This window comes from Pseudomonas sp. S2_E02 (assembly GCF_054668355.1).
In genome coordinates this window covers 4,634,540-4,648,086 of record NZ_CP162761.1, presented here as the reverse complement: position 1 = coordinate 4,648,086, position 13,547 = coordinate 4,634,540, and the positions used below count along the sequence as shown (strand labels likewise).

3 protein-coding genes, 2 tRNA genes, 4 rRNA genes and 1 pseudogene are annotated in these 13,547 nt (G+C 55.7%); 2 read left to right on the top strand and 8 right to left on the bottom strand.

The features are described 5' to 3' along the window. Positions 1 to 13 precede the first annotated feature (13 nt). Together AB4O01_RS21000 and AB4O01_RS20995 are read left to right on the top strand one after the other, a co-directional pair. The gene (locus AB4O01_RS21000; RefSeq protein WP_460089411.1) at positions 14 to 3,406 is read left to right on the top strand and encodes an amino acid adenylation domain-containing protein; all 3,393 of its coding nucleotides are present in this window, start codon (positions 14 to 16) and stop codon (positions 3,404 to 3,406) included. A 21-nt stretch (positions 3,407 to 3,427) separates the two neighbouring features. Further along, entirely contained in the window at positions 3,428 to 3,895 is a 468-nt protein-coding gene (locus tag AB4O01_RS20995; RefSeq protein ID WP_099757652.1) for an SRPBCC family protein, read from the top strand. 147 nt (positions 3,896 to 4,042) lie between these two features. Here the strand turns inward: AB4O01_RS20995 and AB4O01_RS20990 are convergent. The 8 genes and pseudogenes from AB4O01_RS20990 to AB4O01_RS20955 all read right to left on the bottom strand — a co-directional run bounded on the left by AB4O01_RS20990 (position 4,043) and on the right by AB4O01_RS20955 (position 13,542). Beyond that, positions 4,043 to 5,924: pseudogene (locus AB4O01_RS20990) on the bottom strand (methyl-accepting chemotaxis protein). A gap of 382 nt (positions 5,925 to 6,306) precedes the next feature. Continuing rightward, a 5S ribosomal RNA gene (gene rrf, locus AB4O01_RS20985) occupies positions 6,307 to 6,422 on the bottom strand. Positions 6,423 to 6,527: 105 nt separating this feature from the next. Continuing rightward, positions 6,528 to 6,643: ribosomal RNA gene (rrf, locus tag AB4O01_RS20980) — 5S ribosomal RNA — on the bottom strand. Positions 6,644 to 6,794: 151 nt separating this feature from the next. Further along, positions 6,795 to 9,688: ribosomal RNA gene (locus AB4O01_RS20975) — 23S ribosomal RNA — on the bottom strand. 246 nt (positions 9,689 to 9,934) lie between these two features. Continuing rightward, positions 9,935 to 10,010, bottom strand: a tRNA-Ala gene (locus AB4O01_RS20970). A gap of 30 nt (positions 10,011 to 10,040) precedes the next feature. Next, positions 10,041 to 10,117 (bottom strand) — tRNA-Ile (locus AB4O01_RS20965). A gap of 81 nt (positions 10,118 to 10,198) precedes the next feature. Then, positions 10,199 to 11,735: ribosomal RNA gene (locus AB4O01_RS20960) — 16S ribosomal RNA — on the bottom strand. Together the 16S, 23S and 5S rRNA genes with 2 tRNA genes alongside form the textbook arrangement of a ribosomal RNA operon. A gap of 586 nt (positions 11,736 to 12,321) precedes the next feature. Beyond that, positions 12,322 to 13,542: a CaiB/BaiF CoA transferase family protein gene (locus tag AB4O01_RS20955; protein ID WP_460089409.1), complete on the bottom strand. Its 1,221-nt coding sequence runs from the start codon at positions 13,540 to 13,542 to the stop codon at positions 12,322 to 12,324. Between the last annotated feature and the right edge of the window lie 5 nt (positions 13,543 to 13,547).

Below are 13,547 nucleotides of genomic sequence, written 5' to 3'. Positions count from 1 at the left end.
TGAGGAGGCCGATATGAAACGTCTCGACATTTTGCTGATTGGCACCAGCCAGGCGATGACCGACCTGGCGCAGGAACTGGAACAACACGGTCACTCCTTGCAGCGCAGCGCTGCCGGTGCATCGACGGTGGATCTGATCATCGACGATGGTTTTATCGGCGCCGGCGATTTCTGCTCGATCCCGCACCTGCATCTGCGTTTGGGTGTCGGCGTGCAGAGCCCTGCCGGTTTGCCGACACTCGATTTGCTGTGTTTCCTTGGCTCGTCACTGATCAGCCGCGTACCGATTGGCGATGAGCCGTCCGGCAATGGGCAGGCGCTGCGGCAACGGGTGCTGACGCAGGTGGTCGATGAAGTGGCGTTGCTGGTCAGCCGCTTCTCCCGTGATGCTGACTATCTGCAGCTGGCCGCGTCAGTGACTGCGCCGGATTTCGAGAGAATGGAAAACCTGCTGTTCCTCGACAGCCTGGCTTACGTCCATCGCCGCAACGACACGGCCAATCCCGCATTGCTGGAAGAGGCGCAGATCCCGGTGATCGAGCGCCTGCAACGAAGCTTGATCCACCACGCTGAACGCCCGGCGCTGCACATCGCCGAACAGTCGATCAGCTATCGCCAACTGCACGCTCACAGCCGTGCGATTCAACAGCGCTTGCTGCCCTTGCTCGAGCAACAGCCAAAACCGTGGGTGGTCGGCATCTGCCTGCCAAAAAGCCCGGCATTGTTTGCCTCGATTCTAGCGATCCTCGGCAGCGGCGCGGTGTATCTGCCGCTGGAACCGAGTCATCCGTTACAGCGTCAGCAATACATTCTGCAAAACGCTGGCGCGCTGCTGTTGCTGCATGATGGCGAGCATTCGCTCAGCGCATCCATGGCGGGGCTGGACGTCAGCCGCATCGACAGCTCAGAGGCAGATCTCAGTCAACCGCTGATGCGCCGCCGCCCCGAACTTGATGCACCGTGCATGGCGCTCTACACCTCGGGCACCACCGGGCATCCGAAAGGCGTGTTACTCAGTCAGGCCAATCTCGCGCACTTCACCGCGTGGTACGCCGATTACGTGCAATTGCGAGCCGAGAGTCGGGTCTTGCAGTTCTCGTCGCTGAGCTTCGATTCGTCACTGATCGACATCTTCCCGACCCTGCTGGAAGGTGCCGAACTGGTGGTGCCGGACGACACGCAACGACGAGATCCATTGCAACTGGTCGCGTTGATCCGCCGCCGACACCTGACCCACGCATTCCTGCCACCGGCGCTGTTGAGCATCCTGCCGCTGGAGCAACTGGAAGGCGTGCAAGTGATGACCGGCGGCGATGTCTGCGAGCCGTTTGTCATTGAGCAACTCACCCGCCAAGGCACACTGCACAACCTTTACGGCCCGACCGAAGCCACCGTACTGATCACCGCGCGCCAGCTCAAACCGGGCGACAGTAACCGTACCCTCGGGGCACCAATCGCCAACAGCCAAGTGCTGATTCTCGATGACGATTTGCAACCAGTGGCGGAGCACACCGTCGGCGAATTGTTCATCGTCGGCCCCGGTGTTTGCCTCGGTTATCTGAACAATCCGCAGCAGACCGCCGAGCGTTATCTGACCCTGCAATTACCGGACGGCCAAACGCTGCGCGCCTACCGCAGCGGCGACATGGCCAGGTGGGGCGAGCACGGTATCGAACTGTGCGGGCGGCGCGACAATCAGGTAAAAATCCGTGGCTTCCGGGTCGAGCCGGAAGAGATCGAGCGCTGCCTGCGCGAGAGCCAGTTGTACCGGCAAATGGCGGTGGTGATCGACAGTCAGCGGCGCATTCTCGCGTTCCTCGCACAAGCGCAATCGGACACCGCACGCGACGCGCTGAAAGCCCACGCCAGACAGTTTTTGCCGGACTACATGCAACCGGTGGCGTGGACCGAGCTGGCGAGCATGCCGTTCGCCAGCAACGGCAAAGTCGATCGCAAAGCACTGCTGGAACTGCCAGTGAGCGTGCAGGGCAACGCGCCGAAATGCCTGCCGGTGAATGCCGATGAAGCGCTGTTGCTGGAGATCTGGGCGGAGTTGCTGGAGCTGCCGAGCAGCGACATTTCCACCGACGAAAGCTTCTTCAATCTCGGTGGCCACTCGATTCTGCTCTCGCGCATGTTGCTGCGTTTGCGTGAGGAGTTCGGGCGTAGCATTTCGATCAATCGCTTCATCGAACTGCCGACCATCATCAAACTGGCAACGCTGGTACGCGGCACCGATGACAGCGCCGTACTCAGCGCCCAGGCCACGGCCGACGCCGAGCGTGCACTGGAAATCGAGCCACTGCCGATCAGCCGCATGGGTGATGTGCATAAAGTCATCGTCACCGGCGCCAATAGCTTTGTCGGCGTGCACATCGTCGAGGCGCTGCTCGGTTGGGGTGCCACCGAAGTAGCGTGTCTGGTGCGCGACGGCGGCGGTAAAACGGCGGCGCAACGCTTTGCCGAGTCACTGCGTGAAAACCGCCTGGAGCATCTGGATCTGAGTCGTGTGCGGGTTTACGCGGCGGATATTACGCGTCCGCAGTTGGGCCTGAATGACGACGACTATCAGCGCCTGGATCGCGAGTTCGGCGCACTGGTGCACAACGCCGCTAACGTCAATCACGTACTCGATTACGAGTCGCTGGCGGCGGACAACGTCGAACCGATTTTCGCCCTGCTGCGCTTGTGCGAAGGGCAGAGCAAAAAGGTTTTCAACTTCGTCTCGACGCTGTCGGCTTCCAGCACGGTGGACGATGCTGGACGGGTGCTGGAACTGCCAGCCGCCACGACCCCACCGATCTATATTCGCAACGGCTACAACCTGTCGAAATGGGTCGGCGAACGCATCCTCGAACGGGCGCGGGAACGCGGTGTACGGGTCAATCTGTATCGCCCTGGCAACATTAGTTTCAACAGCTTGAGCGGCGTTTGTCAGCCGCACAAAAACCGTTTGATGCTGATGCTCAAAGGCTCGATTCAGCTCGGCCAGGTACCGGCCTTCGCGCTGAATTTTGACCTGATGCCGGTGGACTTTCTCGCCCGCTTCATTGCTTTCCACGCCAGCCGTTATTCGTCCGACCGCGCGGTGTTCAACCTGCATAACCCCGAGCCTTTGAGCTGGGACGCCTACGTCACTTCGTTCCGCGAAACCGGCAGCGAGTTCGCGCTGGTCAGCGTCGCCGACTGGCAGCAGCAACTAAACCGCGTCGATGCCGACAACGCGCTGTTCGGCGTGCTCGGTTTCTACCTCAACGGCTTCGAAGAAGACATCGGCGACATCTCCCTGATTGGTCATGCCAACGCTGAGGCCGGCGTGCATCTGATGGGCGCGCACTACCCGCAGAAATCCCCGGCGCTGCTGCGTCGTGGCTGCGATTACCTGAAAGAAATCAACTTCATCTGATCCAACAAAAGGAGCAACACCATGAGCACTTTGCAACCCGATACCCTGATCAAAAACCCGCATGGCTGCCACGTAGTGTCTTCGGTAGAAGTGCCGGCAGACGCGGCGCAGGTCTGGGCGGTGGTCGGCGATTTCGGCGGATTCGACCGTTTCATTCCGGCGCTGTCGCACATCGAAACAATCGGCGAGGGCGTGTCCTCGCTGCGCAAGAAATGCTTCAAGGATGGCAACGTGGTAGTCGAGCAACTCAACTCCCGCGATGAGCACGCGCGGAGCATGACCTGGACGACGATTTACAACACGTTGGGGGTGGCGAATCTGTGGGCGGCGATGAATGTCGAATCGCTGGGCGCGGGTAAGTCTCGGGCGACGTGGACGATCATTGCCGAGCCGGCTGCGGGCGGTGAAGAGGCACTGCCAGGGTTCAAGGATTTTGTGCAGGGGTTTGCGGATGATGCGATGGGGAATGTGCTGAAGCTGTTTGTTTAAGGCTTCGGCTTTGCGGTGAATGTCAGACCGCTTTCGCGAGCAGGCTCGCTCCCACATTTTGATTGCATTCCTTCTGTAGGAATGCGGTCAATCTGTGGGAGCGAGCTTGCTCGCGAAGAACGATAACGCGGTCTCCAATCTGAATAATCAGATCTTGAAGCTGTCGACCAATTGCTTCAGACGGTTAGCCTGCTGCGACAACGCATCACAATCCTTCAACGTCTCGTTGAGGTTAGCCACGCTCTGCTGATTCAGCAGGTTGATCTGGTTAACGTCGACGTTGAGGGTTTCCACAACCGCGGTCTGCTCTTCAGTGGCCGCGGCTACAGATTGGTTCATGCCGTCGATTTCACCGATGCGCTGAGTCACGCTGACCAGACGCAAACCGGCCTGATTGGCCACTTCCACGCTCTGCTCGCTGGACACCTGACTGGCGTTCATCGTGGTCACCGCTTCCCGCGAACCAATCTGCAACGACGTGATCATTTTGTGGATCTCTTCCGCCGACTCCTGGGTGCGATGGGCAAGGTTTCGCACCTCGTCCGCCACCACGGCAAAACCACGTCCGGCTTCACCGGCACGCGCCGCTTCGATCGCGGCGTTAAGTGCCAACAGGTTGGTCTGTTGCGAAATCCCTTTGATCACGTCGAGGATGTGGCCGATGTTGTCGGTGCTGGCGTTCAGGGTTTCGATCTGCGTGCACGACAGGCTGATCTTCTGCGACAACTCGGTCATCGCTTGAATCGTCTGCTCGACCACCTGACGCCCGTCATCGGCCTGCTCGCTGGCGCCGCTGGCGTGCTGCGAAGCGTCGGCGGCGTTGCGCGCAATTTCCTGCGTGGCGGCACCCAGTTCGTTGATCGCCGCAGCGACGCTGTTGGTGCGCGCGCTTTGCTCGTCAGAACCGACGATCGAGGCGTTGGACGATGCCATCACCCGTTGCGACAAGTCATGCACATGACGGGTGGCGGAAGACACTTCGGAAATCGACGCGTGAATACGCTCAACGAACTGGTTGAACGCGCTGCCCAATTCACCGAACTCGTCTTTGCTCTCGACCACCAGGCGGCGGGTCAGGTCGCCTTCGCCCTGAGCGATATCCTGCATCGCACTGGCCCATGGTGGTCAGCGGACGCATCAACACATTGATCAACAGGCTCAGCAGCAAGGCAATGGCCGCCACGGCCACGAACATCGCAATCAGTGCCGAGGTGCGGAATTGGCTGAGTGCTGCGTAGGCCTTGTCGCGGTCGATCGACAGACCGATGTACCACTGCGCATTCGGCAGATCGCTGACCGGGGTAAACGACAGAATACGTTCCTGACCGTTGAGCACCACGTTCTGGTTGCCCTTCTCGATGCGTACGCTGGTGTTTGGGTAGATGTCTTTCAGGTTTTTCATGACCTGATCCTTGTCCGGGCTAACGATCACCTGACCGTCGGCGCTAACCAGGAATGCATGGCCGAGGCCACCGAAGTCCACCGAGTTGATGATCTTCACCAGGGTTTCCAGGCTCAGGTCACCCCCGACGACGCCGAGCAGTTCACCGTTCTTTTTCACCGGCATGGCGATGGTCACCACCAGTCCGCCGACAGCAGCCATGTACGGCGGCGTCAGCATGGTTTTGTCAGCTACCACGGCCTGCTTGTACCAAGGGCGCTGACGCGGGTCATAGCCGTCCGGCATCTTCGCGTCAGGACGCTGGGTGAACACACCGCTGGCTTGACCGACGTAGGTGAACTGGAAGTTCGAGGTGAAGGCCGGTTGATCGACCAGGCCCGGGTAGTCCGCGTCCTTACCCTGATGGGCAACGTTCTGCGCGAGGTTTTCCAGCACCAGGATCCGCCCGCTCATCCAGTTCTGCACGCTGCTGGCGGTCAGATCACCGGCCTGCTGCACGGAAGACTGGAGGTTCTGGCGAATGGTGTTTCGCTGCAGATAGTCGTTGTAGAGGGTGAACAGCGCGAACGCCAGGACCACGACGCCCGAGGCGGCCAACAGGATTTTATGGCTGAACTTGAGATTCATTTCATGGGACTTCTTATGCCAAAAGTGGGGATGCGTTCCGGATGCAACATTCCATGTACAGTGCAGGCAGCGTTCTACTAGCCGCTCTACTTTGGTGCACGCATGTCTCACCAGTCTGTCGGCACGTGTCGGAGAAATCTTAGGGCCATACAGGAAATGGATGGTATTTCTGCCAGATTCCCGCCCAACGGCGTGCCAGAGCGTTCGCCACGGTGTTTCCGGAGCAACGTTCCGGCGGCAGTTTCAAATCCTGCAACCCTTTTCCTGTGCATAAAAAAGCCAGCCCCTGATGTCTCAGGGGCTGGCTTTGTCGTTTCTTTATCTGATCCTGAAATGACAAAACCCCCCGTCCGCGTTAGCAGACAGGGGTTTCGGAATTCAATCTTGACGATGACCTACTCTCACATGGGGAAACCCCACACTACCATCGGCGATGCATCGTTTCACTTCTGAGTTCGGGATGGGATCAGGTGGTTCCAACGCTCTATGGTCGTCAAGAAATTCTGTATCTGGCCCGTCAACACGGTAACAAGCCAGCAAAAACAGTTACTTCTACTAAAACAAAACCCCAACTGCTTTCGCAATTGGGGTTTCGGAATTTAATCTTGACGATGACCTACTCTCACATGGGGAAACCCCACACTACCATCGGCGATGCATCGTTTCACTGCTGAGTTCGGGATGGGATCAGGTGGTTCCAACGCTCTATGGTCGTCAAGAAATTCGGGTACTGACTCGTGACCTTGTGGCCTCGCTTCAGCAAATTGGGTATGTGACAGCTTTCGGTGTTTGTGAACATCGAACTTTCGGTTCGTTTCGTCTTCACACACCGCAATCTGGTCTCTTCGACGCAAATTGCTTGGGTGTTATATGGTCAAGCCTCACGGGCAATTAGTATTGGTTAGCTCAACGCCTCACAGCGCTTACACACCCAACCTATCAACGTCGTAGTCTTCGACGGCCCTTCAGGGAACTCAAGGTTCCAGTGAGATCTCATCTTGAGGCAAGTTTCCCGCTTAGATGCTTTCAGCGGTTATCTTTCCCGAACATAGCTACCCGGCAATGCCACTGGCGTGACAACCGGAACACCAGAGGTTCGTCCACTCCGGTCCTCTCGTACTAGGAGCAGCCCCTCTCAAATCTCAAACGTCCACGGCAGATAGGGACCGAACTGTCTCACGACGTTCTAAACCCAGCTCGCGTACCACTTTAAATGGCGAACAGCCATACCCTTGGGACCGGCTTCAGCCCCAGGATGTGATGAGCCGACATCGAGGTGCCAAACACCGCCGTCGATATGAACTCTTGGGCGGTATCAGCCTGTTATCCCCGGAGTACCTTTTATCCGTTGAGCGATGGCCCTTCCATACAGAACCACCGGATCACTAAGACCTACTTTCGTACCTGCTCGACGTGTCTGTCTCGCAGTCAAGCGCGCTTTTGCCTTTATACTCTACGACCGATTTCCGACCGGTCTGAGCGCACCTTCGTACTCCTCCGTTACTCTTTAGGAGGAGACCGCCCCAGTCAAACTACCCACCATACACTGTCCTCGATCCGGATAACGGACCTGAGTTAGAACCTCAAAGTTGCCAGGGTGGTATTTCAAGGATGGCTCCACGCGAACTGGCGTCCACGCTTCAAAGCCTCCCACCTATCCTACACAAGCAAATTCAAAGTCCAGTGCAAAGCTATAGTAAAGGTTCACGGGGTCTTTCCGTCTAGCCGCGGATACACTGCATCTTCACAGCGATTTCAATTTCACTGAGTCTCGGGTGGAGACAGCGCCGCCATCGTTACGCCATTCGTGCAGGTCGGAACTTACCCGACAAGGAATTTCGCTACCTTAGGACCGTTATAGTTACGGCCGCCGTTTACCGGGGCTTCGATCAAGAGCTTCGCGTTAGCTAACCCCATCAATTAACCTTCCGGCACCGGGCAGGCGTCACACCCTATACGTCCACTTTCGTGTTTGCAGAGTGCTGTGTTTTTAATAAACAGTCGCAGCGGCCTGGTATCTTCGACCGGCATGAGCTTACGGAGCAAGTCCTTCACCCTCACCGGCGCACCTTCTCCCGAAGTTACGGTGCCATTTTGCCTAGTTCCTTCACCCGAGTTCTCTCAAGCGCCTTGGTATTCTCTACCCAACCACCTGTGTCGGTTTGGGGTACGGTTCCTGGTTACCTGAAGCTTAGAAGCTTTTCTTGGAAGCATGGCATCAACCACTTCGTGTTCTAAAAGAACACTCGTCATCAGCTCTCGGCCTTAAGATCCCGGATTTACCTAAGATCTCAGCCTACCACCTTAAACTTGGACAACCAACGCCAAGCTGGCCTAGCCTTCTCCGTCCCTCCATCGCAATAACCAGAAGTACAGGAATATTAACCTGTTTTCCATCGACTACGCTTTTCAGCCTCGCCTTAGGGACCGACTAACCCTGCGTCGATTAACGTTGCGCAGGAAACCTTGGTCTTTCGGCGTGGGTGTTTTTCACACCCATTGTCGTTACTCATGTCAGCATTCGCACTTCTGATACCTCCAGCAAGCTTCTCAACTCACCTTCACAGGCTTACAGAACGCTCCTCTACCGCATCATCCGAAGATGATACCCGTAGCTTCGGTGTATGGTTTGAGCCCCGTTACATCTTCCGCGCAGGCCGACTCGACTAGTGAGCTATTACGCTTTCTTTAAAGGGTGGCTGCTTCTAAGCCAACCTCCTAGCTGTCTAAGCCTTCCCACATCGTTTCCCACTTAACCATAACTTTGGGACCTTAGCTGACGGTCTGGGTTGTTTCCCTTTTCACGACGGACGTTAGCACCCGCCGTGTGTCTCCCATGCTCGGCACTTGTAGGTATTCGGAGTTTGCATCGGTTTGGTAAGTCGGGATGACCCCCTAGCCGAAACAGTGCTCTACCCCCTACAGTGATACATGAGGCGCTACCTAAATAGCTTTCGAGGAGAACCAGCTATCTCCGAGCTTGATTAGCCTTTCACTCCGATCCACAGGTCATCCGCTAACTTTTCAACGGTAGTCGGTTCGGTCCTCCAGTTAGTGTTACCCAACCTTCAACCTGCCCATGGATAGATCGCCCGGTTTCGGGTCTATTCCCAGCGACTAGACGCCCTATTAAGACTCGCTTTCGCTACGCCTCCCCTATTCGGTTAAGCTCGCCACTGAAAATAAGTCGCTGACCCATTATACAAAAGGTACGCAGTCACAGAACAAAGTCTGCTCCCACTGCTTGTACGCATACGGTTTCAGGATCTATTTCACTCCCCTCTCCGGGGTTCTTTTCGCCTTTCCCTCACGGTACTAGTTCACTATCGGTCAGTCAGTAGTATTTAGCCTTGGAGGATGGTCCCCCCATATTCAGACAAAGTTTCTCGTGCTCCGTCCTACTCGATTTCATGACTAAGAGATTTTCGCGTACAGGGCTATCACCCACTATGGCCGCACTTTCCAGAGCGTTCCGCTAATCTCAAAGCCACTTAAGGGCTAGTCCCCGTTCGCTCGCCACTACTAAGGGAATCTCGGTTGATTTCTTTTCCTCAGGGTACTTAGATGTTTCAGTTCCCCTGGTTCGCCTCTTGCACCTATGTATTCAGTACAAGATAACCATCTTATGATGGCTGGGTTCCCCCATTCAGACATCTCCGGATCAAAGTCTGTTTGCCGACTCCCCGAAGCTTTTCGCAGGCTACCACGTCTTTCATCGCCTCTGACTGCCAAGGCATCCACCGTATGCGCTTCTTCACTTGACCATATAACCCCAAGCAATCTGGTTATACTGTGAAGACGACATTCGCCGAAAATTCGAATTTCTCAATTAAGAGAACTCACAAATTTTACCTTAGCCTGATCCGTTACCAGTGAAAGTAACGTTCAGTCTATCTTTCTATCACATACCCAAATTTTTAAAGAACGAACTAGTCAAAGACTAGAAATCAACATTCACCATCATCATGATGGAATGCTCATTTCTAAGCTTTACACAAGAGAAGCAGTAGTGGTGGAGCCAAACGGGATCGAACCGTTGACCTCCTGCGTGCAAGGCAGGCGCTCTCCCAGCTGAGCTATGGCCCCGTATTTCTACAGGCGTTTCCCACACAAAATTGGTGGGTCTGGGCAGATTCGAACTGCCGACCTCACCCTTATCAGGGGTGCGCTCTAACCAACTGAGCTACAGACCCAATTTCGGGCTGCTTCTTTCGTCTTCTTCAATGAATCAAGCAATTCGTGTGGGAACTTATGGAGCAGCTGATGTCGTCGATTAAGGAGGTGATCCAGCCGCAGGTTCCCCTACGGCTACCTTGTTACGACTTCACCCCAGTCATGAATCACACCGTGGTAACCGTCCTCCCGAAGGTTAGACTAGCTACTTCTGGTGCAACCCACTCCCATGGTGTGACGGGCGGTGTGTACAAGGCCCGGGAACGTATTCACCGTGACATTCTGATTCACGATTACTAGCGATTCCGACTTCACGCAGTCGAGTTGCAGACTGCGATCCGGACTACGATCGGTTTTATGGGATTAGCTCCACCTCGCGGCTTGGCAACCCTTTGTACCGACCATTGTAGCACGTGTGTAGCCCAGGCCGTAAGGGCCATGATGACTTGACGTCATCCCCACCTTCCTCCGGTTTGTCACCGGCAGTCTCCTTAGAGTGCCCACCATAACGTGCTGGTAACTAAGGACAAGGGTTGCGCTCGTTACGGGACTTAACCCAACATCTCACGACACGAGCTGACGACAGCCATGCAGCACCTGTCTCAATGTTCCCGAAGGCACCAATCCATCTCTGGAAAGTTCATTGGATGTCAAGGCCTGGTAAGGTTCTTCGCGTTGCTTCGAATTAAACCACATGCTCCACCGCTTGTGCGGGCCCCCGTCAATTCATTTGAGTTTTAACCTTGCGGCCGTACTCCCCAGGCGGTCAACTTAATGCGTTAGCTGCGCCACTAAGAGCTCAAGGCTCCCAACGGCTAGTTGACATCGTTTACGGCGTGGACTACCAGGGTATCTAATCCTGTTTGCTCCCCACGCTTTCGCACCTCAGTGTCAGTATCAGTCCAGGTGGTCGCCTTCGCCACTGGTGTTCCTTCCTATATCTACGCATTTCACCGCTACACAGGAAATTCCACCACCCTCTACCATACTCTAGCTCGACAGTTTTGAATGCAGTTCCCAGGTTGAGCCCGGGGATTTCACATCCAACTTAACGAACCACCTACGCGCGCTTTACGCCCAGTAATTCCGATTAACGCTTGCACCCTCTGTATTACCGCGGCTGCTGGCACAGAGTTAGCCGGTGCTTATTCTGTCGGTAACGTCAAAACAGCAACGTATTAAGTTACTGCCCTTCCTCCCAACTTAAAGTGCTTTACAATCCGAAGACCTTCTTCACACACGCGGCATGGCTGGATCAGGCTTTCGCCCATTGTCCAATATTCCCCACTGCTGCCTCCCGTAGGAGTCTGGACCGTGTCTCAGTTCCAGTGTGACTGATCATCCTCTCAGACCAGTTACGGATCGTCGCCTTGGTGAGCCATTACCTCACCAACTAGCTAATCCGACCTAGGCTCATCTGATAGCGCAAGGCCCGAAGGTCCCCTGCTTTCTCCCGTAGGACGTATGCGGTATTAGCGTTCCTTTCGAAACGTTGTCCCCCACTACCAGGCAGATTCCTAGGCATTACTCACCCGTCCGCCGCTGAATCCAGGAGCAAGCTCCTCTCATCCGCTCGACTTGCATGTGTTAGGCCTGCCGCCAGCGTTCAATCTGAGCCATGATCAAACTCTTCAGTTCAAACATCTTTGGGTTTTTAAGAAACCCTAAACTTGGCTCAGCAATCGTTGGTTACATCTTTGATCTCTCGCGGAGTAACTTGTGATGCTGATAATCTTGTTGACTATCAGTCTGACTCCACAAGCACCCACACGAATTGCTTGATTCAGTTGTTAAAGAGCGGTTGGTTAAGATCTTTCGTCTCAACCGAGGCGCGCATTCTACAGCAGCCTCATTTGCTGTCAAGTGATTATTTTCAGAAGTTTTCGAAGAATTCTTCAACAACTTCAACCACTTGCGCTTCCGATCTCTCGTCAGCGGGAGGCGAATTCTACAGCGTTACACGCTGCTGTCAACACCTCTTTTTCAACTTCCTTCTGGCTTCGATGAACTGAAGCAACCTGCCGCCGAAACCTACATAACTCATTGAATCTCAAGGAGTTTTCCGTTTCGACTGCGCCGGAAGTGGGGCGAATTATAGACATCCTGAATCTGCCGTCAACCGTTAATTTCACTTTTCTTTCAATCACTTGCAGATTGGTTGAAAAACAGTCAACCGCTTCTCTATATAGGAAGCAAACGCCGCGCTTCTATATAGAAGGAATGTCTACAGCACTCCAGCGGCTTTCAAATCAGCCACCGCACCCGACCCCATCCCAAGCACCCGCTGCAAAACATCCAGCGTATGCTCACCCAACAAGGGAGGCGCCCGACGATACTCAACCGGCGTCTGCGACAAACGAATGGGGCTGGCTACCTGAGGCACCATACCCGCCAACGCATGCGGCATCTCTATCGCCAAACCACGCGCCTTGACCTGAGGGTCCTCAAACACTTGCGACAAATCATTGATTGGCCCGCACGGCACGCCCGCCTGCTCCAGCTGAGCAACCCACTCGGCAGTCGTCTTGAACACGGTTGCCTGACGAATCAAAGGAATCAGCTCCGCGCGATTCGCCACCCGCAACTTATTGGTCGTGAAACGCGGATCATCCGCCCACTGCGGCTGCCCCGCCACTTCGGCAAACTTGCGGAACTGCCCGTCATTACCCACGGTGAGGATGAAATCACCATCGGCCGTAGGAAAATCCTGATAAGGCACGATGTTCGGATGCGCATTGCCCAAGCGCTTCGGTGCGTTGCCCGTTGTCAGGTAGTTCATCGCCTGGTTAGCCAGACACGCCACCTGGACATCCAGCAATGCCATGTCGATTTGCTGCCCGCCACCGTCGTGATCGCGATGAGCCAGCGCAGCCAGAATGGCTACCGTCGAATACAGACCGGTGAGAATATCCGTCAGCGCCACACCAACTTTCACCGGACCGGCACCCTCATCACCCTCAGGACGTCCGGTCAGACTCATCAGCCCACCCAGCCCCTGAATCATGAAGTCATAGCCGGCGCGCTTGGCATACGGCCCGGTCTGGCCGAATCCGGTAATCGAGCAATAGATCAGGTCCGGATTGATCGCTTTCAGCGATTCGTAGTCCAGCCCATACGCCGCCAGACCACCGACCTTGAAATTCTCAATGAGGATGTCCGACTTCGCCGCTAGCTCGCGCACCAGCTTCTGACCCTCGGGCCGCGTGAAATCGATGGTTACCGATTGCTTGTTGCGGTTGGCCGACAGGTAATAAGCCGCCTCCGACGTATTCTCGCCATAAGCGTCTTTAAGGAAGGGCGGCCCCCAGGCGCGCGTATCATCGCCATTGCCCGGGCGCTCGACCTTGATCACTTCGGCGCCAAGGTCGGCGAGGATCTGCCCGGCCCACGGTCCGGCCAATACTCGCGATAAATCCAGTACCCGCAGATGCGACAGCGCGCCCATGGTCG